Genomic DNA, 21,016 nt, shown 5'->3' with positions numbered 1-21,016 from the left:
AAAAACAGGACAAGGTGGGCATTTTAACAATTATGACAGCTTATTCAACGCTAATTCGCCATTAATTAGTGAAACTTATACCCTCTTGATAAAAAGCCCTCCGAAAAGAGCTCTTTGTTGATACAAGTTCAATTCTTGCTACCGCTAAAAACCGAGCAACCACTAGTCTTCAAAAGGTTTTTTGTACTTTAGTGATACAGCTAATCAAACTTTTTGAATAAAGTTGTCGGTTCATTTCTAAATTAAATTTGAGAAATGAACTCTTCTGTCATTTTTAACTTAGCAAAAGCATTACTTAAAATTTGGTTATGATGATCAATTGTTTGCTGAGCATTTAAAGCTACTGAATCAGTTGTTGTATGAGCATCTGAAATTAATATCAATTTATATCCGTACTCAGAAGCAGCCCTAACAGTAGTATGAATACAATACTCAGTTTTCATCCCAGTAATAATGATTTCATCAACACCAAGCTTCTCTAACACTTCTTTTAAAACAGTATTTTTAAAGCCACTAGGATACCTTTTTTCAATGACTAGATCTTTATGTGGATTAAGAGCTAACTCTGTGATTAGCTGAGTATTCGGTCCACTCGGATCTAATGGTGTGCCTTTCTCACCAACGTGTCGAATAAAGATAATTGGTCTATCATTCAAGCGGCAATATTCAATAAGACTAAGAATATTTGAAAGTACGAGTTGAGCATTATGTGGCTTAGACTGGCCGTTAAATAGGCCATTTTGCATATCAATGACCAGTAAAGCCGATTTTGAATTGCTATTGAGTTTTTCCATCATTTCTCTCTGTAAAAACCAATAATGAACAGAGAAAAATTAACCCAGCCATTATTGGCTGGGTTTAGTTATCTTATTAAGTCACTTTAATAAAAATCACACACAGCCTTCTTTAGAGGTCGTGGTGGTGGTAGTGATTTTATTCAATAAACAATTCATTTGTTTTAACTGCCCAAAATTAAAGCTTAAATAACCATACCATAGCTTTTTCAATAAAAACAAAACTTTTTAACTTTTATTGTATGAAATATCTTTTAAGCATACCTAGTTCTTAAAGAAATACTTCATTATAAAAAACTAATTTATTTAACTGAAAGTAAGTATTCATATGCTGTTTTTTCATTACTCTCTAATTTAATGACTGCATCAGTTTCATCATTCAAAGTAAGGTTAAATACCTTCTCACCATCATAAGAAATTTGATGACCCATACGAAATTCTGAATCAATTGACTCAAGAATAATAAAATTTCCTTCGATATTCGAAGCGATATAGTAAGTGTTGTTCCGATGAACATATCTAATTGTGTACATCAATATTTAAATTCCATCTAAAAAATTATGTTTTTTCTTAATTAATAAAAAAGGCTGCTTCCTCTTTTCACCCAAAAATAAGCCTAACTAAAAAGTTGCTTAAAACTATAATTGGAAAAATGCATACAGTCATTTTCCAATTTGATAACACCTAAACTCAATCAATATAAATCGAATTAAAAATAAAATAATTCAAATATTTAAAACCCAAAAACATATAAATTTATGCTAGTTAAAAAAAACCTACCCCTTCTTTTGATTTCTAACACCAATCAGTCAGCGCTAAACTTATATACAGATATTACAGAAATACTTAATAATAAAAAACCCCGCCATTAGTCGATAGTTAGTCGGGTTTCTTGTACTGTCATATGTCTAACAAAATTAACTCTCGAATGGAGTTCACTACTATTTAAATTAATCTTTACACTTAACTTTCAAAACAGCTGCTTTGGTATTCACTGGAATAAGCATTCCTGAATTATAAACAGTATGATGATTTACGATTTTGTTATTGCTATCCAACTCATCAAAACCCTTATCTTTACATATTTCTTCTGCTTTACTGATTAACTTTGCCCTCAAGGCTTCTCTTGAACCAAATGCATTACTTTGAGCATGAAGTTGATAAACCCCAGGATTCACCTCAGCTACAGTAGGTGGAAACATTTGTAGACAGCCCGACAAGGTACAGGCTATTACTGCTAAAACAGCTATTGATTTAATCTTTTTCATTTATTTAAACTTAAAATAAAATAACGTAGCCAAAATAAAGTTTAGATATGACATTTATATTTCAAAGTATAAAAAAGCCCACTTTTTCAAGCAGGCCTTCCCCTTATGATTTTTTGCGCTGATCATTCAGGACTTTTGTTGTACTTAGCAACTCGCGGATATTACAGAAGTATTTAAGAATAAAAAAGCCCATTAGGAGAGATTATTTACTATTTGGTGAAACCATTTTTTCAGGTTTAACCACTTCATCAAATTGCTCTGCTGTAACTAAACCAAGCTCAACGGCAACCTGCTTCAAAGTTTTATTTTCCTTATAGGCAGTCTTAGCAACTTTTGCAGAATTTTCATAACCAATCACTGGGTTTAAAGCAGTAACCAACATAAGAGAGTTATGTAAGAAGTGATCAATTTTATCCTGATTAGGCTCAATTCCTACCGCACAGTGATCATTAAAACTATTACATGCATCACCAAGCAATTGAATAGACTGCAATAAGTTATAAGCAATCACAGGCATAAATACGTTTAATTCAAAGTTACCTGAAGCACCAGCCACATTAATGGTCGTATCATTTCCAAGCACTTGCGCAACAACCATGGTCATTGCTTCACTTTGTGTTGGGTTTACTTTACCGGGCATGATGCTTGAGCCAGGTTCATTTTCTGGAATACGGATTTCACCGAAACCACAACGTGGACCACTGGCCAACCAACGAATATCATTCGCAATTTTATTTAAACTAACTGCAAGCGTTTTTAATGCACCAGAAGCAAAAACAGCAGCGTCACGCCCTGCAAGCGCTTCAAATTTATTTGGAGCAGTTACAAATGGTAAACCTGTAAGCAAAGCAAGTTGAGCAGCTGCTTTCACTGCATAGTCAGGATGTGCATTTAACCCTGTACCTACCGCAGTACCACCCAATGGTAATTCATATAAACCTGTCAATGCCTGTTGCAAACGAACTAATCCATGCTCAAGCTGAGACACATAGCCACTAAATTCTTGACCTAGTGTTAATGGAGTTGCATCTTGTAAATGGGTACGACCAATTTTAACAATAGACTGAAACTCATCTGATTTTTTTTGCAAAGTCGCTTTAAGCTGTTCTACCGCAGGAATAAGCAATTCATTAATTTGCAAACTTGCTGCTACGTGAATAGCGGTTGGAAATGAATCGTTCGTTGATTGAGCACGGTTGACATGATCATTTGGATGTACAGGTTTTTGCGCACCCAATGCTTGACCTAATTTTTGATTGGCAATATTGGCAATCACTTCATTACAGTTCATGTTACTTTGCGTACCCGAACCTGTCTGCCAGACCACTAAAGGAAACTGTGAATCCCATTTACCATCAATGACTTCTTCAGCCGCACCCACAATATATTGACTCAAATCTTGTGGTAACTGTTCAAGTTCAGCATTGGTTATTGCAGCAGCCTTTTTCACCAGCCCCATTGCTCGAATCATGGCACGGGGTAATCGTTCTTGCCCGATTTTAAAGTTCTGTAAGCTGCGTTGAGTCTGTGCCCCCCACAATGCTTCATTTGGAACTTCAATCTCACCCATAGTGTCATGTTCAATTCGTGTTTGCATAGAAACCTCAGTTGTCTAGTTAAAGAACTTACGGGCTGAAGCAAGTATTTGCTCTGGCTAGTTAATTTTTAGTATCGTACTCAAGCATTCCATTATTGTAAATAAGAATCATTATCTTATCTTCCATTTAATGTATTTTGATAAAAGCGCCACTCATCTTCAATCATTTGTTTTAATGGACGTTTAGGTGTCCAATTCAATAATGTTTTTGCTTTCGTTATGTCTGCCGCAACTTGGCCTAACTCAGCATGTTTGTAAATCGCAGGTTGAGTCGGAATTTCAGATTGGGTTACCTGTGAAATTTCATCTAGTAATTGACGCACAGAGTGAACTTGGTCATGGGCAATATTAAATGCCTCACAACAATGTGTTTGATCACGTAGCCAATGTAAGCTGGCAGTTACAGCTTCACACACATCTAAAACGTGTAGAAAACTGCGTTCAGTCGTATGGTCCGATGTTTCAGCTTGATCTTGTAATTCAATCAAATCACGTTGCATTGCTGCAACTTGCATGGCAAGCGGTACAATATTTTTAGGGAGCTGTGCGACATACTCTCCGAGCACCCCATGTTCAAATGCACCTACGATATTAGATAAGCGCAAGATCGCAATTTTCCACTCATGATCAATTTTATAAGTATCACGGATAATTTCTTCAATCATCTGTTGAGACTTAATATAGGGATTAGGATAAGCATAATTAAATTCGTCTGTTTCGCTTAATTGCAGACCAGATTTTCCATATGCTGCAAGGCTAGACAAATGAATAAAGTGACGAACACCTGTGCGTTGCATGGCACGTAGTAAACTCATGATGCAACTGACATTATCATTATAATATTCAAGAGGTTTAAGATTAGATTCTTCAATTGATTTAAACCCAGCAGTGTGAATAACCGCATCAATTGAATATTGCTCGAAGACCTTATTCAATGCTGGTGTATTACGTACATCAAGTTTAACAAATGGAACGTACATGCCAGAAATAAACTCTAGGCGTTCCAGCGTTTGCAAGGTTGAATTAGCCAAATTATCGACAATTACCACTTCTTGACCCTGAGCCATGAGACTCAACGCAATGTGTGAACCGATAAAGCCTAAACCACCTGTCACTAAAATCATTGTATACTTACCTTTCTCTTAATGCATCTACGCCCATTTAGACGTATGACCATAGTGAATTCTCAATGAGTACATTACTACTAATTACCTCTGCTCCTACTTCCATTCATGCTTGGCATGCTTTAGGACTTGCTCAGGCACTCAAAAGTAAAAATGAAGACTTTCGTGTATTCTTTTACCAAGATGGCGTGCAGGTTGCTAATGATTTTCAATGGGTTCCTGACGACCAGCGTAATTTAACGCATGAATGGCAAAAGCTTGCGATTCGACTTCCTGTATGTGTGAGTGCTGCCCTCGCTCGTGGTATTACCGATGCAGAAAATGCCAGTCGCCATCACCTTACTCATCACAACCTTGCCAAAGACTTTCAACTGGTCGGGTTAGGTGAACTTGCTGATGCGGTACAGTCAGCATCTCGTCTTATTCAATTTTAAGTTACTTTGTTTGCTTAGATTGTTGCTTTTAAAAGGTATATTGTGTGAAATCTGTACTCGTCATTTTAAGCCAAGCCAACTTAACCAGTCTGCAAATCAATGAAAGCCTTTCCGCTACTATGGTTTTAGCAACCTTTGGCTCACCAGTCAAAGTATTATTGAAAGATGCTGCGCTTAGCCTTTTACAAAATGACTTAGGCTTTAGCCAACTTCATCATGCTTTCAAAGTCGCATCAAATATGGTCGAAAGCTTTGAATTTTATGACTTAAGCCCAATTCTGATCGAAAGTAAAAATCAGCAAAATCCTTTTGTTCAGCAAACAGAACAAGAGCTCGAATTCATTCATTTAAATAATGAGTTCATTCAGTCTTTTGACCATGTCTTATATTGGTAGATGAAGGTGTAATTTTAATGAATCCATCAACACTTTATCTCGTGCAATCTACTTATCACAATACACCGAATGTTATTGATGAATTAGGTCACCTTTATCAGAAAGGTGATCAGATTATTTTTATGGGTGATTCTGTTGCACGACTTTCAGCTGAAATGATTCAACAGTTTGAAAGTGTTTCATGCTTAAGCATCGAAAAAGATTTAATCGATACGGATACTTTAACTCAGATAAATGTATTGGACTATGATCAATTTGCAGATCTTGTTTTAACATTTAATCGCTGTATTTCTTTTAAATAATATATTTAGGCTAGTTTCATGAATTTAGAATTAGACCAAGATGGTCATTTGGTTGATTATACAATCTGGAATCCTGAAGTTGCACAAGAGCTTGCCAAGTCACTTGATATTGAACTCACCGAGTGGCATTTCGAAGTTTTAACTGCTGTACGTCAGTTTTATCAACAGTTTGGGCACTCTCCTGCAACTCGCCCGCTCATTAAATTTTTAATGAAAACGGTAAGTCCCGAGATTAATAATGCTGTTTTACAGCAACAATTTAATACTGGTTTAGTTGCCCGCCATTTAAGTCGTTTGGCGGGTGTTCCTAAACCAGCAAATTGTTTATAAAGTTAAGTAAACTTTTTAGCAGCAGCGACACATAAAATAGTTGCTGCTGTGACCACTAACATTGACCAGCTCACATGTTCATGCAATAAAGCCGCTGCAATACCTAGCCCCATTAAAGGCTGTAAAAGTTGTAGTTGACTTATGGCAGCAATACCGCCTTGAGCAAGTCCTTTGTACCAAAAGAAAAAGCCAATGAGCATACTAAACAAAGACACATAAATAAGACCGACTAGAGCTGATGTAGACACACTCTGGAATGAAGCTGGCATATAGAAAATAGTAAGCAACAACATAAAAGGTAAAGACAAAATAAGTGCCCAACAAATGACTTGCCACCCGCCTATTTTTCTTGAAAGTACACCGCCTTCTGCATAGCCAAAGCCACAAAAAATAATCGCCATCAACATATAAAAGTCCCCTATTCCAAGTGATGTATCACCAGAAAGGAAGAACATATAGGCAAAAACAACAGCACTCCCCAATACTGCAAATATCCAGAAAAAATGATTCGGTTTTTCTCCGCCTCTTAGTACAGCAAATATTGCAGTTGCAAGCGGCAAAAGACTAACGAATACAATTGAATGGGCTGCATTCATATATTGCAAAGCGAGGGCGGTAAATAACGGAAAACCAATCACCACCCCTATAGCAACAATGGCTAGAGGCCACCAATCTTGTTTGGCTGGTTTCTTTTGTTTTAAAACTAATATAAGAATAAGCCCCAAAATACCTGCTATCGCAGCTCGTGCTGCAGTTAGAAAGCCCGGTTCAAACCCCATTACCGCTACACGTGTCGCAGGTAGTGACCCCGCAAAAATAGCCACGCCAATAAAACCATTCACCCAGCCATTCATAAACCTATTCATAATTTTCTCCGTCACTATACGAAGAATTTAAGCTGTGCTAAGGTGATAAAACCAGATACAAAGCAGTACAATTTAAAAGAACTGTTATGTATTAACAGCCAGTACAGTTGAGATTTTAAGCCCGTGAACCAGAACAGAACAAAAATTGAAATTGTCATTTCAGAGATTGAACAACAAATAAAAAATCGATCTTTATTGCCCGGGGCACGCTTGCCTTCTGTTCGTAAGTTAGCAAATGATCTGGGATTTTCAGTATCAACAGTTGTAGAAGCATATGAAAGATTAATTGCTTTAGGCAAAATCGAATCAAGAACTGGATCTGGTTTTTATATTGTTGGTCCGCTCGCACCTTTAGCTTTAAGTGAATTAGGCCCTAAATTAGATCGTTCAGTTGATCCATTATGGATTTCACGTCAATCTTTGGAAGCGAAAGCAGATGTTTTTAAGCCTGGCTGCGGTTGGCTACCCGATGACTGGATGCCATTAGACAGTATTCGTAAAGCTTTAAGGACCGTCGCGAAAAGCCCAGATGATTGTTTAATGGGTTATTCAACACCATTGGGATTACCAGCTTTACGTGATTTACTGGCAAGGCGCGCTCAAGCAAAAGGGATAGAGGCGAATCTAAACCAAGTACTTTTAACTGATTCGGGTACTCAAGCGATTGATTTGGTTTGCCGATTTTTACTAAAGCCCGATGATGTCGTTTTGATTGATGATCCTTGTTATTTCAACTTTCATGCATTACTTAAAGTCCATCAAGTCAAAGTTATTGGTATTCCCTACACACCGACAGGCCCTGACTTAGAGGCATTTAAAGAAGCAATTGAGACTTACAATCCACGTCTTTATATCACCAACTCCGGAATTCACAACCCAACTGGAGCGACACTGTCTCTTTCTACCGCACATCAACTATTAAAACTCATTGAACAATCCAATTTGATTGTCGTTGAAGATGATATTTTTTCAGATTTTGAATATAACGCTGCTCCTCGGCTTGCGGCTTTGGATAATCTGTCACGTGTAATCTTTATTGGAAGTTTTTCTAAAACCTTATCAGCATCTATTCGCTGTGGTTATATCATTGCAAAACCAGAATGGATTGATCAACTCACTGACCTGAAAATTGCCACAAGCTTTTCTCACAATGGCGTGTCTGCTGAAGTTTTATTAAGTGCTTTAACTGATGGATCTTACCGTAAACATATAGAATTATTAAAAGTTCGTTTAGCAAAAGCGATGCACGATACCATTACCAAACTAGAACCTTTGGGCATAAAGCCATGGATTAAACCTCAAGCGGGAATTTTTGTTTGGTGTCATTTGCCAGAGGGTGTTGAAGCTTCAAAAATTGCAAAATATTGTATTAACCATCAAGTTATTCTTGCACCAGGAAATGCATTTAGCCAAGCTCCCAATGCTGGTCAATTCATACGTTTTAATGTAACACAGTCAAATCATGACCACATTTATAAGACTCTAGCTGATGCGATTCAACAAGAGTCTTCATAATTTATTGAGAGGAAAATTAAGCTTGTTTCTGTTTTTGTTCAATATATGCAAAATAGCCTGGCCCAGCTGAAACTTGCACTTGTTTGGCATGTAAAGGTTCATGGCAAACCGAACATACCATAACTGGTTCGAACTTATGACCACAAGTTTTATGACGATACTCTAAAGGTTTGCCTAAGCCTTGATCCATCCATTTATCTGCCCAATTCGCCATCGATAAAATAATTGGATAAAGTTCAAAACCTTTATCAGTGAGGCGATATTCAAAGCGTTCTTGACGATCAAAATAAGGAGCTTTGGCCAAAATTTCATATTCAACCAAACGCTTTAAACGATCTGAAAGGACATGACGAGTTACGCCTAATGATTTTTGAAAATCGTCAAAACGGCGTATTCCCATAAAAGCATTACGTAATATTAGCATCGTCCATCGATCGCCAATCACTGATAGCATACGAGCAACCGAACAAGGTTGATCACCGATGTCATCCCATTTCATCTTTATGCGTTCCTCGATATTTCCTAGCCTAATGGCCCTATTGTTTATACCCTAAACCACTTACCACGAGTTATGCAAGATTCATTATAAAAATAACTTCTTATCAACTTTATAAAAGAATTTTTTATTATAAAAAAATAGAAAGCTATTATATAAATTTGCTTAACAAATATAACTCACCCAATTGTATAGTGAGTTATATCTATTATTACTCATCATTAATTTGAGATGAATACACCCTTCAAAATATGGCCTGCTTCTAGTTTCACACTTGCTGGAATTCGCACCAGACAATTGGCCTGCATTAAATTACTGAGCATGTGTGATTGCTGTTTTGCCAGACTTTTAACTTTAAGTTGTCCATTGTCAAAATAAGCATGCATTCTTAGAAAACGTTCACGCGCATCTTCTTTTAAATCATGATCTAAAATTGCACTAAACCATTCTGGCTCTGCTGAGTTTCCCTGCAAAGTGTCGAGCAATGCTTTACCGTAAACTTGCATTGATACATAGACCGCAGCCGGATTACCCGGTAACCCCAACAAATAACAACGATGATCTTTTTTCGTGTGAGAATATTCAGCAAAAAAGAGTGGCTTACCCGGCTTTTGTTTTACTTTCCAAAAGATCTGTTCAAAGCCAGCCTCAAAAGCGCATGGCCGAACAAAGTCATAATCACCTACTGACACTCCGCCTGTGGTTATGATGACATCATGACTATCTTTTAACTGATTAAAGTAATGCGTGACTTGCGCCGCTTCATCTGCCACATGAATGAGTTCAATCTCTAAGCCATAATCTTCAAACCAAGCTTTTAGTAATGGACCATTTGCATCAAAGATTTTGCCTTCTGCAAGATCTTCTGCTTTTTCAGCAACTTCATCACCCGTGACTAAAAGAGCAACTTTCGGCGCACGGTAAACGTCAACCGTTTGTACACCCGCCATACTTAAGGCAGCCAAGCTTCCAATATTTAAAAACTGTCCAACTTGGGCAAGCAACTGCCCGTTCTTGATTTCTTCACCCGTAAAACGGATATCAGCTTGAGGGCAAATATGTTCAGTTAACAAAATTTCTTGCGCTGGAACGACCTCTACTATTTCCTGCCTCGCAACATGCGTTGTGCCTTCAGGAATTTTGCCACCAGTAAATATACGAATTGCCTGCCCTTCACTCAGAATGTTATGACTTTCGCTTCCAGCGCGAATCTCGCCAGTAACCTGAAACTTTTGAGTGTTTAAATCTTCTGCATGGCTACAAAGTGCGTAACCATCTACAGCACTTTGAGAGAAACTTGGCAAATTAATTTCTGAATAAATTTCTTTAGCAAGATATCTACTTAGGCTATTTTGAAGAGTTTGCTGAATTGAGCCTAATTTTTTAGGTCGGTTACTAATCAGCTCAATTGCTTCATCTACGCTAATCAACCCACGTTCTGCACCACAACCTGACATTATTCATAGCCTCCCGGATGTGGTAAATCACGGCAAACATCAAAAATATGGACTAAGGCAGGTAAAATAGCAGCCATTGATTCACTTGCTCCACCGCGGCTTCCCGGTAAAGTCACCACTAAAGAACGATCAATAAAACCTGCTACTCCACGCGACATTGCAGCATATGGCGTGCGTTTTTGTCCAAATGAACGCGCAGCTTCCATTAAGCCATCTAGCTTACGCTCAAGAAGTGGCTCTAGCGTATCAACCGTAATATCACGCTTACCAATTCCAGTACCACCGACGGTCATAATGCAAGCATATGACTTACTCAGCTCAAGCACTAAGTTTTTTAAAGTATCCGCTTCATCTGGCAAAATCTGGTAGTGAATCGGGTCGAATCCTGCCTCGGTTAAAGTTTCAACCACAGATTTTCCGGCAGTATCGGGCTTTCTGCCCGCTGCGACGGTATCGGATAAGACAATAACAGCAGCCGAAACAGGCTGACGAAGAACGCGCTTAAAGTGTGATTTTCCACCTTTTTTCTTAAGCAATTTACATTGATCCATCCAGAGCTCTTCTGGTTCACAATGTGGCTTTAACATGTCGTAAATGGTTAACCCTGCAAGACTTGCAGCCGTTAAGGCTTCCATTTCTACGCCAGTCGGACCGATGGTTTCGACCACGGTAATAATCTTTACAAAATCATGTTCTAATTCATATTCAACATCTGCACGATAAATCGGCAGTGGATGGCACAAAGGAATCAGCTCATCAGTTCGTTTTGCTGCCAAAATTCCTGCAACACGTGCAGTTTTTAATGCATCCCCTTTTTCAGTATTTCCTTGTCTTAATAACTCAATACAGTGCGGTGGTGCATATAAAATGGCTTGTGCTTCAGCAACTCGATAACTTTCCGGCTTCATTCCTACATTTTTCATTATTTATCCTAGTCTTGCTTATTTCAGTGTGAGTGTTCATGGCCGGCATGATGGTGATGTTTGTGTTCGTGCGGTGCATCCTTACGAATACAGCAGCCTTCTACATAGTGACTCGTACCATCTGTAAAGAACTCTTCTTTAAACACAGGCACTTCATGTTTTACTCGCTCAACCGCTTCTTCACATGCTTGAAAAGCTTCACGACGATGGGCTGCATAAGCAATTGCAATGATTGCTGTTTCACCCACATCTAGATATCCAATCCGATGAACCACTCGCACATAAGATACCTGATACTTTTTCTCAATTTCCAGTTCAATTTCACGTATCATTTTTTCAGAAAGCGGTTTATACGAGGTATATTTCAGTGCTTTAACAGCTTTACCTTCATGATGGTTACGAACTGTACCCATAAAAATATCAATTCCACCGCATTCAGGAAATGATTCAATAGGATCAAAGGTATCAAGGCTTAAAGCCTGCTCTTGTATACGTGCAAAATCTCGCATGGCTCATCCTCCTGCAACTGGTGATAATAAAACCAAAGTACATGGCTGACTTAAAGCTGATTGCCTTGTTATGACATTATCGCCAATAGCGCATGCACATTTTTCCATGGCCTGTGTACATTCTGGATGCAATAAAACAATTTCATCTAAGACATCTTTAACTAAAATATCGGTGGGGAAAACTAACGAAAGATTTTGTGGAAGCAATTTTTCAATTGCACCAAATGATTCGATTTTAATTTGGATAGATTGCTGCATTTATCCCCCAAGCATATGCATACTGATTTTACGGGTTTGTTGATGTTGTAAGGCATGAAAGCCTTTGGCTTTATTCCAGATATACGGCATAACTTGATTTTTTAACTGCTGACTATGCAGCACATGATCGGTTGAGTTCTGTGCGCGTAATAGTGCTTGAAGCTGCGGCTTAATATTTAACCCCTGCTGAGCAAAGAGACAGTTATATAACTCACCTTTTGCGGTAAGTCGTATGCGGTCACATTGGTGGCAAAATGAGTGAGTAATGGTGGAAATGATGCCTAGAGCGTAGTTATTGTTAAGCAGATATTGACGCGCTGGCTCATGTTGTTGCTCGATGACTTGTACCGAATAATACGGTTGCAATGCCTGTAAAATTTCAGCTTCACTCACCACATCTTTATTTGACCAGAGTGCATCACCATCAAGCGGCATAAACTCAATAAAACGTAGCGGAATATGATTGGCGATTGACCATCTCACCATAGGTAGGATTTGATCGTCATTTTTGTCTTTCATTAATACGCAGTTTATTTTAAAAGGTAGTCCTGCATCTTTTGCAGCTTGAATACCTTCAAGAACTGGTTCTAACTTTTTCTTGGTGAGTTCTTTAAATTGAATTGAATCAAGACTATCTAAACTAATGTTTAAATCATTTAAACCAGCATCTTTTAACTGCTTAGCGTATTTAGCAAGATAATGTCCATTGGTGGTCATTGAAATGCGTTTTAGACCTAATGCTTTTAAAGCTTGTAAATCACGAACGAAATGAACAATGCCTTGACGCATTAATGGTTCGCCGCCTGTAATACGGATGCTTTCAATACCTTGTTGCACCATAAAACGGCAAAACTGAAAGAGCGCCTCAAAACTAAGCAAGTCTTGTTTATTTAACCATTCAGGATGTTCTGGCATGCAATATACACACTTAAAATTACAGCGATCAGTTACCGAAATTCGTAACTTTCGCTTGATACGCCCATATTGGTCTTTTAGAACAGATGGCGTATTTTCAGAGTGGTATTGTTTCATCTTTTGCACTCATGTCGAGAACAGTTCAAATATTGCTGGCACTTTTTCCGGGCAATTAAAATAAAAAATTGCTCTTCAATAGTGCTCTGATTTTTATGCAAAATTTGTTCCAATTCTATTTATCATCCATAACTTCTTCGGTTTTTTGATAGACCTTTGGCTGCACCACTTCACTGTAATTTTAAAACTGTATAAAGTTGGTGCAGCATTAATCTCTTATTTGCCTTACATTATTTCTAGCACTTTTCTAAGCGAATGGGTACATATTTATGGTACGGCGTTTTAGATAATGGATCACAATGTTCAGCGGAAATCAGTCGATTTAATTGTGGTCCAATGGGTTCACCACCTTGAAAGCGCATGCCATAACCATGTGGAAGTGAAACTACACCTTTTCGCATTCCCTCATCAAAATCTACAGTAACCTGAATTTCTCCATGTTGTGAAATACATTTAAGCTGACCTCCTGCATCTACATTTAGGTGCTTTGCATCTTCAGGATGAATTCGCAAAGCCCCTTCTGCATCTACTTTTCGCCATGCAGGGTCACGGTAAATCTGATTAGCGTTATAACTACGGCGCTCCCCCGACAAAAGTATGAAAGGAAACTCTTCAATACTAAATTGATGATTTTTTAAATTTGCTAACTCACTTAACATTTCAGGAATAGCCAGACGTATTTTTTTGTCTTTATATGCCACGAGCTTCCACATTTCGTCATATTCATGTTGTGATAACACCACACCTGAACGCTGATTTAAAATTTGCTCAAACAAACGAACACCTAAGGTTAAAGGATTACCTTTATAACCTGCACGGCGCACCGCTTTGGTATGTAAAACAGCATATTGAATAGACAGTGGTAATAAAAATGCCGTTGACGCCGCCGAATTTTCTAAATGTTTACCTAACGTCCGATAGAGAATTGAAGCTGCAAAAGGAATGTATTTTTTATGTCGAGCAAAAGTTAAACCTAAAGCCGACAGATAAGGTAAATATGCTGTTTTTTTCGAGTCGACCGCGGCTATTTTTTCTAACACTGGAAAGCTTTTAGGAATGACCTTCATGGCTTCAAGTAATCGTGTATAAATTTCTGCCTCTGGCAAAGTATTCGCTTGAGCGATCAATACAGGATGACGCAGGTGAAAACCGTTTTTAGGAAACTCAAGATTAAAACCTGTAAATTCCCATTTTTCAAACTGAGTATGTGCCGGTAAAATATAATCTGCTAACCGAGCGGTTTCTGTCATAGCAACATCGACCACAACCAACAAATCTAATGCTTTAAATGCTTTTTCGTAGGCAAGTGTATCTGGATAGGTTAATAAAGGATTACAGCTATCTACAAAAACTGCACGAATTCGTTTTTCGCCTGCTTTTAATATTTCATCGGGCAAAATATTTGGTGGAAAGAACCCAGAAATCGGGAACATTTTATGATAAACGCTACGTCGATATTTCGGCTTTCTTTCATCTGTATCACTTAAAATTGGAATGAACATAGTGTGTAAATTATTGGTGCCTTGCTTTCCAAAGTTTCCGGTCAATAAATACAGTAGTTTTTCTAAATATCCGTTTAATGTCGTATTTAAAGTATGCTGAATACCTAAATCGATGCGCACACAGCCTCTTTTAGCCTTCGCAAAATCTCTCACCACTTGATAAATCAAATCGACTGGTACATCAGCTTTTGCAATATATTCTTCAATCGGGACACGGCTAAAAGCTGTTTTTACCTCTTCAAAGCTTTGTGTATGCTGTTCAATGAACTTCACATCATAAAGTTGTTCTTTAATAATAATGGCAATCATGGCCGACATTAAAAAAGCATCTGTTCCAGGTTTTAGCTGCACATGAATATCTGCTTGCTTTGCCGTTTCGGTAACTCGCGGATCAAATACCACCATGGTACGATTGGGGTCTTTTTTAATATGCTTTAGCGTGTCTCGTGCATTTGGAATTCCATGTGCCTGAAACGGATTTGTGCCAATGAAAAGAACATAATCAGCATATTCAACATCTTCTGTCGTATGGCAGGCCTGACTACCGAAGAAACGTCCATTGAGCCAAAAATCACCCGTTTTTTCTTGAGCAAGAGAGTTATAAGCATAATAACTTTTCATGGCCAGCAAGAGCTGTCGGCCATACGCTGCACCGAGATGATTGCCTTGACCACCGCCCCCAACAGAAGCAAAAGCAGTCCCGCCAAAATTATCTCTAATATGTACTAATCGATCGGCAATTTCTTGTATGGCAACATCCCAACTCACTTCTTGAAATGAACCATCTGGCCGGCGTTTTAAAGGTGTGGTCAAACGGTCTGCGTGTTGCTGATAGTGCTGTAATCTGGCAGCTTTTTGGCAAATGTAGCCTTGTGAAAATGGATGCTCAGGATTACCTTTAATTTTAACAAATTGGTTATCTTTAATTTCCACACTTAAACCGCAGTTTCTTGAACATAAAATACATGCGGTCACATCTGTTTTATTTTGCTGCACTACATCCATCATTTTCTGGCTCCGTTTATTTTTATACATCTGGCTAGAATAAAAACATCAAGTTCCAAAATAGAACTTAAACAATAAATAGTCAACCGCACAAAGATTAAAAATGTGGTTCACTCGACCAATGTAAATTTTAAAGCGCTAATATCCGAAGTTAATTTGCTGTAAAAATTTCTTTAAATGCTTTGATTTGTTTGTATTGCTGAAGCTCATCCAATGAATTAATACTATGAAAAAAAAGGTTCTGTTTTTGAAATATAGCGACTTGAGCATGTAAAAGCTTGAAACAGTTTTTTAAACTCAATTGTTGCTTATCAATTTGCTGCTCTAAAATATCTAGACTTTCACGTTTTAACAAACAAAATGGATATAAGGCATCTCCATTAATTGACACATAAGCTGCTTGAGCTTGTTTGTTTTTCCGAAGTGCGCCATGTAATTTGGCAACGACTTGCGTAGGTATATAGGTCACATCACAAGGGATGAACAAAACATAGTCTGCGCTTACATTTGACCATGCACTTTTCATTCCCATCAGTGGACCGAAAAAACCTGCTGCATCGTCTTGATAACATTGAATGTCAGGCACAATACTTTGATAAATTGAATAATCACGATGACTATTCACCCAAATTTCAGATACGGATGATCTTAATTTCTGATGAATTTTAATGAGTTGAGTTTCACCATCAAATTGCTGTAACAACTTATTTAAACCATTCATACGGCGGGCTTGTCCGCCTGCCAGAATGACCAGATCAGTTACGGGATACCCCTTATTCACACTTCCACCTCCTGTTGGCAAGCCTTAATCAAGCCACGGATTTCAGGTAAACACGAACCACAGTTACCACCTGCTTTTAAACAAGCCGTCACTTGTTTTTCATGAGTAATATTTTGAGTTTTGATTGCATCTATAATTTTGTTCTTACCTACTTTAAAACAACTACAGACTAAAGGTCCGTCATTATTTGTAGCAGACATTGGCATGCCAGCCAGTAATGCTTTTCGGTGCAAGGCACTTAAACGCTCGCGTTTAAACAGACTTGCCACCCAATCACGATCTGGCAATAAATCTGGCGGTGCAATATATAGACTTGCAATTACGATGCCATCTTTCAAAACAACGCTATGACTTAATTGTGATGAAATATCTTCAATACTCAGCCATTCAAAAGTTTCATCTGCAAACGGCAAGAAGCTTTTTAAGTTCTTTTGAGTGTCATGAAAAGTTTGACGGTCTGCAAGTTCGTAACGATTGGTTTTAACCATTTTGACTTTGGTCCACCACGCGCAGTGATGTAGCGATGCTTGGATATACGAATCGTATCCTTCACGTACATAAAGCACACCCTGCCAAGTGGTATAGAACGGTTGAATGGTAACAGGCGTATGTTTGAACTCGGGTTCACCTGAAATTGCATCAACTTCTGGATTAACAACTTTACAAATACGCGCATCGGACGCAACCTGTTCAGTCCAATGAATTGGTGCAAAAATTTGCCCACGACGTATACCAGATGAAAATGTCACACGTAGTACACAACTGCCCCATTTCGAACGAACTTCTACCAAGCCTTGATCACGTACGCCAAACTTCAAAGCATCACTTGGATGAATCTCACAGAATGGCTCTGCACGATGACTGGTCAAATTTGGTGACAAACCAGTACGGGTCATGGTGTGCCATTGGTCACGAATACGTCCCGTGTTTAAAATGAGCGGATAGTCTTCTGAAACTGCATGAACAGGATCAATTGCAACGGTTGGAATCAGTTTTGCCTTGGCATTTTTATGACTAAACTGTCCATTGCCAAACAGTTGTTGAACGGCTTTAGCGTCTTGGTTTTTACTCCACACTGGCCATTGAATTGGTTGTAGAGCGTCGTACTCAGCATTACTTAGGTTCATTAAACCTTTTAGATTGAAATAACGGAAATTATTACTTTCTGCACGAGCATTTATGTCTGCATTGTCTTGTGCAGATAACGCTGCATGCTCATTGAAAATATCCACAGCACTCGCAAAATCAAAACCATTGAAGCCTAATTTTTTCGCGACTTGGCTAACAGACCACCAGTCTGCTTTTGCTTCACCCGGCGCAGGTAAGAATGCGCGCTGACGAGAAATACGACGCTCAGAGTTGGTCACAGTTCCATCTTTTTCCCCCCAGCCTAGGGCTGGAAGTAACACATCTGCATAAGCAGTAGTATCCGTATCTGCGCAGATATCTGACACGACGACGAATTCGCACTTTTCTAATGCACGTTTAACTTGATCGGCATCTGGTAAACTCACGACTGGATTAGTTGCCATAATCCAGATGGCTTTAATTTTTCCAGCTTCAACGGCGCGGAAAAGATCAACTGCTTTTAAGCCAGCTTGAGTTGCAATAAATGGGCTGTCCCAAAAAGTTTGCACTACTTTTTGATGTAGTGGATTATCCAAATCCATATGCGCTGCCAGCATATTAGCTAAGCCACCCACTTCTCGGCCACCCATCGCATTGGGTTGACCTGTCATTGAAAATGGAGCGGCACCGAGCTTACCAATTTTGCCTGTTAGTAAATGGCAGTTAATAATACTATTGGCTTTATTTACGCCCTGACTCGATTGATTCACCCCCATTGAAAATAGGGTGATGACTTTTTCAGTGTGTGCAAATTTTTCAAAAAAATGCTGTAATTTGTCTAAAGAAATACCACTACGTTTTGCTACATATTCAATATCAGTTTCTGGCTGACTGCTTGCCAAAACTTCTTGCAAACCTTCGGTATAGGCATCTACAAAGGTCTGATCGGCATGACCTTTTTGATATAGATATTGAAATAAGCCATTAAATAAAGCGACATCTTGGCCCGGTAAAATCGGCAAATGCAAGTCCGCTTGTTCACAGGTACTGGTAAAACGTGGGTCAATCACCACCACAAACATATCTGGATTTTGGATTTTAGCCTGCATGATCCGTTGATACAGCACAGGATGGCACCATGCGGTATTAGATCCGACCAATACCACCATTTCGGCATGTTCAAAATCTTCATAACTTGCAGGCACAATATCTTCACCGAAACTACGTTTGTGACCTGCCACCGCAGATGACATACAAAGCCGTGAGTTAGTATCGATATTTGCAGTGCCCAAATAGCCTTTTACAAACTTGTTCACCACATAATAGTCTTCAGTCAAAAGCTGACCTGAAACATAAAATGCAATGCTGTCACGACCATATTTGTCGATACAAGATTGGAATTTGTCAGCGATCTTATTAATTGCTGCATCCCATGTGGTTACCACCCGATCGGCTTTTCGTCCCATCATTGGTTGTAAAACACGTGTTTCTAATCCCAATGTATCCGCAAGTCGGCTACCTTTAATACATAAGCGTCCAAAGTTGGAAGGATGCTCAGCATCCCCCTCTACTTGCACCACAGGTCCTTGAGGTTTTTGTTGAACGTTTACACTAACACCACAACCTACACCGCAATATGGACATGTTGTTTTAGTGATTTTTGCAACATGGTCGGAGCTATCGATTTCAACGCTTGGAATACTATTCATAACTGCTCCTTTCCCTATTTAGCCTGCATTTTTTAATGCAAAATCTCGACCAAATAGCAGTTTATTTCTAAATGAAGAAACAGGTGTTTGGTCTGCAATTAACTCTGCATACCACATGCCATCTTCAGTATCACCAAACAGTACTGCACCGATTACCCGATCGCTTTGAATGATAATACGCTTATAAATCTGGCGTTTTTCATCGTTCAGGATAATGTCTTCATAATCATCTTTCGGCTCAAAATTGCCCGCAGAGAACACATCGACACCGCTGACCTTTAACTGAGTCGGTACGGTCGGTGCTTTAAAAGTTAAGCTGCCGTGTTCAGCCAAATGGGTCGCGCAAATAAAAGCTTGGCCCCATAGTGGCTCAACTAAACCAAAGGTCTGTCCACGGTGTTCAATACACTCACCCACTGCGTAAATACTTGGGTCAAACGTTTGCATGGTGTCATTCACCAATATACCTCGATTGCAGCGTAGACCAGCACTTTGTGCCAAGGCAATATTCGGACGGATACCTACAGCGAACACCACAAGGTCAGCATCTAAAACTGTGCCATCTTTCAAACGGATTTGTTTGACATGACCATTTTCATCACCAATTAACGCTTCTGTATTGGCCTCGGTAATGATGTTAATGCCTTTTTGATCAATGCTATGACGCAGTAACTGGCTCGCACGGCTGTCAAGTTGACGCTCCATAATGCGGTCCATCAAATGCAATACTGTCACATTCATACCGCGTTGTTTTAAACCATACGCAGCTTCTAAACCAAGTAAACCGCCACCAATCACGACTGCATTAGTTTTTGAACCACAGTATTCAATCATGGTGTTAACGTCATAAATATCACGGAAAGTTAACACCCCTTTTAGGTCAACACCTTGAACTGGTGGAATAAATGGTGCCGAGCCTGTTGCCAGAATCAAACGGTCATAATCAACTGTCTGGCCTTTTTCGGTGTAAACCACTTTACGTGGACGATCAATTTTTACGGCTTTATCACCGGCAATAAATTTAATGCCTTTATCGTCGTACCACTTTGGTGGATGCAGCATAATATCTTCAATGGTTTTTTCACCCGATAAAACCGGAGACAACATAATACGGTTATAGTTACCCCAAGGTTCTTCACCAATCACCGTAACTTCATAACGGTCTGGTGCCATATCGAGTAAATCTTCCAGACAACGCATACCTGCCAAACCATTCCCGATCAGCACCAGTCTAAGTTTGTCTTGTGATACACCTGTATTGGTAATATAAGTTTTTTGCGGCACCGCATTGACCCAAACACGGCCATCAACAATTTTGCTCGGATAAACTGATAGCTTTTGGTCTTTATCTTCTAAACAACGGCCCGTAGCCAGACTAAAATGTTGTTTATAGATTGGCGATGCAATGACACGTTCACCTTGTAAATCACCAATAATCCCACGGCTCATGACATTGGCTTGGCTAAACGGATCTTTATTGCTCAGCACGTAAACACGTTTTTCATGTCCCACACGGAAGATTGCTACCGCTTGACCACCAACTAGCGCACCCGCACCAGTGTTTGGGGTTAAATCATCGAGTGCGCAAACGTTAATCCACTGATCATCAGGAAGCATATTCTTGTCTTGTACAATATTCATATAAGTTCTC

21 protein-coding genes are annotated in these 21,016 nt (G+C 38.9%); 5 read left to right on the top strand and 16 right to left on the bottom strand.

What is annotated here, in order from left to right; all coding sequences use genetic code 11:
- Positions 1–242: 242 nt before the first annotated feature.
- The 5 genes from QLG01_RS11835 to galE form a co-directional block, all read right to left on the bottom strand.
- Complete coding sequence (locus tag QLG01_RS11835; RefSeq protein ID WP_282496508.1) at positions 243–794, bottom strand: cysteine hydrolase family protein; 552 nt, start codon at positions 792–794, stop codon at positions 243–245.
- Positions 795–1,096: 302 nt separating this feature from the next.
- On the bottom strand, positions 1,097–1,327 hold the full coding sequence (locus QLG01_RS11830) for a hypothetical protein (protein ID WP_004791826.1): 231 nt from the start codon (positions 1,325–1,327) through the stop codon (positions 1,097–1,099).
- A gap of 417 nt (positions 1,328–1,744) precedes the next feature.
- The gene (locus tag QLG01_RS11825) at positions 1,745–2,062 is read right to left on the bottom strand and encodes a hypothetical protein (protein WP_049836896.1); all 318 of its coding nucleotides are present in this window, start codon (positions 2,060–2,062) and stop codon (positions 1,745–1,747) included.
- A 202-nt stretch (positions 2,063–2,264) separates the two neighbouring features.
- Positions 2,265–3,659 carry a class II fumarate hydratase gene (gene fumC, locus QLG01_RS11820; protein WP_004791824.1) on the bottom strand — a complete coding sequence of 465 codons (1,395 nt, stop codon included), beginning with the start codon at positions 3,657–3,659 and terminating at the stop codon, positions 2,265–2,267.
- Positions 3,660–3,775: 116 nt separating this feature from the next.
- Positions 3,776–4,783, bottom strand: a complete 1,008-nt coding sequence (gene galE / locus QLG01_RS11815) for a UDP-glucose 4-epimerase GalE (RefSeq protein WP_282496507.1) — start codon at positions 4,781–4,783, stop codon at positions 3,776–3,778.
- A gap of 65 nt (positions 4,784–4,848) precedes the next feature.
- On the opposite strand from galE, the gene tusD reads away from it, so the two are divergent.
- The 4 genes from tusD to QLG01_RS11795 are packed head-to-tail and all read left to right on the top strand — an operon-like array spanning position 4,849 to position 6,244.
- Positions 4,849–5,217 (top strand): sulfurtransferase complex subunit TusD, encoded by a 369-nt coding sequence (gene tusD / locus QLG01_RS11810; protein WP_004791822.1) that lies wholly within the window; start codon positions 4,849–4,851, stop codon positions 5,215–5,217.
- A 44-nt stretch (positions 5,218–5,261) separates the two neighbouring features.
- Entirely contained in the window at positions 5,262–5,612 is a 351-nt protein-coding gene (locus QLG01_RS11805; protein ID WP_192453986.1) for a hypothetical protein, read from the top strand.
- A 17-nt stretch (positions 5,613–5,629) separates the two neighbouring features.
- Complete coding sequence (locus QLG01_RS11800; protein ID WP_282496506.1) at positions 5,630–5,914, top strand: DsrH like protein; 285 nt, start codon at positions 5,630–5,632, stop codon at positions 5,912–5,914.
- A gap of 18 nt (positions 5,915–5,932) precedes the next feature.
- Positions 5,933–6,244, top strand: a complete 312-nt coding sequence (locus QLG01_RS11795) for a TusE/DsrC/DsvC family sulfur relay protein (RefSeq protein WP_009390289.1) — start codon at positions 5,933–5,935, stop codon at positions 6,242–6,244.
- A gap of 2 nt (positions 6,245–6,246) precedes the next feature.
- Here the strand turns inward: QLG01_RS11795 and QLG01_RS11790 are convergent, their stop codons facing one another.
- Entirely contained in the window at positions 6,247–7,110 is an 864-nt protein-coding gene (locus tag QLG01_RS11790; RefSeq protein ID WP_282496505.1) for a DMT family transporter, read from the bottom strand.
- A 123-nt stretch (positions 7,111–7,233) separates the two neighbouring features.
- Between QLG01_RS11790 and QLG01_RS11785 the strand changes: the two genes are divergently transcribed.
- Entirely contained in the window at positions 7,234–8,625 is a 1,392-nt protein-coding gene (locus QLG01_RS11785) for a PLP-dependent aminotransferase family protein (RefSeq protein ID WP_282496504.1), read from the top strand.
- A gap of 16 nt (positions 8,626–8,641) precedes the next feature.
- Here QLG01_RS11785 and QLG01_RS11780 read toward each other — a convergent pair whose 3' ends face one another.
- The 10 genes from QLG01_RS11780 to nirD all read right to left on the bottom strand — a co-directional run bounded on the left by QLG01_RS11780 (position 8,642) and on the right by nirD (position 21,006).
- A complete protein-coding gene (locus tag QLG01_RS11780; RefSeq protein WP_004791810.1) occupies positions 8,642–9,124 on the bottom strand; it encodes a helix-turn-helix domain-containing protein in 483 nt (160 codons plus the stop codon).
- A 218-nt stretch (positions 9,125–9,342) separates the two neighbouring features.
- A complete protein-coding gene (locus tag QLG01_RS11775; protein ID WP_282496503.1) occupies positions 9,343–10,578 on the bottom strand; it encodes a molybdopterin molybdotransferase MoeA in 1,236 nt (411 codons plus the stop codon).
- Complete coding sequence (moaCB, locus tag QLG01_RS11770; protein ID WP_000799986.1) at positions 10,578–11,501, bottom strand: bifunctional molybdenum cofactor biosynthesis protein MoaC/MoaB; 924 nt, start codon at positions 11,499–11,501, stop codon at positions 10,578–10,580. Before moaCB ends, QLG01_RS11775 begins: the two co-directional genes overlap by 1 nt.
- 23 nt (positions 11,502–11,524) lie before the next feature.
- Complete coding sequence (locus QLG01_RS11765) at positions 11,525–12,010, bottom strand: molybdenum cofactor biosynthesis protein MoaE (RefSeq protein WP_013197471.1); 486 nt, start codon at positions 12,008–12,010, stop codon at positions 11,525–11,527.
- 3 nt (positions 12,011–12,013) lie between these two features.
- Complete coding sequence (locus QLG01_RS11760) at positions 12,014–12,268, bottom strand: MoaD/ThiS family protein (protein WP_005306329.1); 255 nt, start codon at positions 12,266–12,268, stop codon at positions 12,014–12,016.
- A complete protein-coding gene (gene moaA, locus QLG01_RS11755; RefSeq protein ID WP_282496502.1) occupies positions 12,269–13,309 on the bottom strand; it encodes a GTP 3',8-cyclase MoaA in 1,041 nt (346 codons plus the stop codon). It lies immediately after the preceding gene.
- Positions 13,310–13,536: 227 nt separating this feature from the next.
- The gene (locus QLG01_RS11750; RefSeq protein WP_282496501.1) at positions 13,537–15,810 is read right to left on the bottom strand and encodes a molybdopterin-dependent oxidoreductase; all 2,274 of its coding nucleotides are present in this window, start codon (positions 15,808–15,810) and stop codon (positions 13,537–13,539) included.
- A 148-nt stretch (positions 15,811–15,958) separates the two neighbouring features.
- Positions 15,959–16,588: an NTP transferase domain-containing protein gene (locus QLG01_RS11745; protein WP_282496500.1), complete on the bottom strand. Its 630-nt coding sequence runs from the start codon at positions 16,586–16,588 to the stop codon at positions 15,959–15,961.
- On the bottom strand, positions 16,585–19,365 hold the full coding sequence (locus QLG01_RS11740) for a nitrate reductase (protein ID WP_282496499.1): 2,781 nt from the start codon (positions 19,363–19,365) through the stop codon (positions 16,585–16,587). The genes QLG01_RS11745 and QLG01_RS11740 overlap by 4 nt, the downstream gene beginning before the upstream one ends.
- An 18-nt stretch (positions 19,366–19,383) precedes the next feature.
- Positions 19,384–21,006, bottom strand: a complete 1,623-nt coding sequence (gene nirD, locus QLG01_RS11735) for a nitrite reductase small subunit NirD (protein ID WP_282496498.1) — start codon at positions 21,004–21,006, stop codon at positions 19,384–19,386.
- Positions 21,007–21,016 lie beyond the last annotated feature (10 nt).

Origin of the sequence: Acinetobacter sp. V89_4, assembly GCF_029967875.1 — a bacterium.
In the GTDB taxonomy this organism is placed as follows: Bacteria; Pseudomonadota; Gammaproteobacteria; order Pseudomonadales; family Moraxellaceae; genus Acinetobacter; species Acinetobacter oleivorans.
This window is presented reverse-complemented; position numbering and strand designations above follow the sequence as displayed.

Excerpts from the sequence above, each read along its gene's own strand:
- tusD (WP_004791822.1), top strand. The coding sequence starts at position 4,849 with ATGAGTACATTACTACTAATTACCTCTGCTCCTACTTCCATTCATGCT.
- QLG01_RS11765 (WP_013197471.1), bottom strand. The coding sequence starts at position 12,010 with ATGCGAGATTTTGCACGTATACAAGAGCAGGCTTTAAGCCTTGATACC.
- QLG01_RS11800 (WP_282496506.1), top strand. The coding sequence starts at position 5,630 with ATGAATCCATCAACACTTTATCTCGTGCAATCTACTTATCACAATACA.
- QLG01_RS11790 (WP_282496505.1), bottom strand. The coding sequence starts at position 7,110 with ATGAATAGGTTTATGAATGGCTGGGTGAATGGTTTTATTGGCGTGGCT.
- QLG01_RS11825 (WP_049836896.1), bottom strand. The coding sequence starts at position 2,062 with ATGAAAAAGATTAAATCAATAGCTGTTTTAGCAGTAATAGCCTGTACC.
- QLG01_RS11835 (WP_282496508.1), bottom strand. The coding sequence starts at position 794 with ATGGAAAAACTCAATAGCAATTCAAAATCGGCTTTACTGGTCATTGAT.
- QLG01_RS11760 (WP_005306329.1), bottom strand. The coding sequence starts at position 12,268 with ATGCAGCAATCTATCCAAATTAAAATCGAATCATTTGGTGCAATTGAA.
- QLG01_RS11780 (WP_004791810.1), bottom strand. The coding sequence starts at position 9,124 with ATGAAATGGGATGACATCGGTGATCAACCTTGTTCGGTTGCTCGTATG.
- QLG01_RS11795 (WP_009390289.1), top strand. The coding sequence starts at position 5,933 with ATGAATTTAGAATTAGACCAAGATGGTCATTTGGTTGATTATACAATC.
- QLG01_RS11775 (WP_282496503.1), bottom strand. The coding sequence starts at position 10,578 with ATGTCAGGTTGTGGTGCAGAACGTGGGTTGATTAGCGTAGATGAAGCA.
- QLG01_RS11750 (WP_282496501.1), bottom strand. The coding sequence starts at position 15,810 with ATGATGGATGTAGTGCAGCAAAATAAAACAGATGTGACCGCATGTATT.
- fumC (WP_004791824.1), bottom strand. The coding sequence starts at position 3,659 with ATGCAAACACGAATTGAACATGACACTATGGGTGAGATTGAAGTTCCA.
- moaCB (WP_000799986.1), bottom strand. The coding sequence starts at position 11,501 with ATGAAAAATGTAGGAATGAAGCCGGAAAGTTATCGAGTTGCTGAAGCA.
- nirD (WP_282496498.1), bottom strand. The coding sequence starts at position 21,006 with ATGAATATTGTACAAGACAAGAATATGCTTCCTGATGATCAGTGGATT.
- galE (WP_282496507.1), bottom strand. The coding sequence starts at position 4,783 with ATGATTTTAGTGACAGGTGGTTTAGGCTTTATCGGTTCACACATTGCG.
- QLG01_RS11830 (WP_004791826.1), bottom strand. The coding sequence starts at position 1,327 with ATGTACACAATTAGATATGTTCATCGGAACAACACTTACTATATCGCT.
- QLG01_RS11740 (WP_282496499.1), bottom strand. The coding sequence starts at position 19,365 with ATGAATAGTATTCCAAGCGTTGAAATCGATAGCTCCGACCATGTTGCA.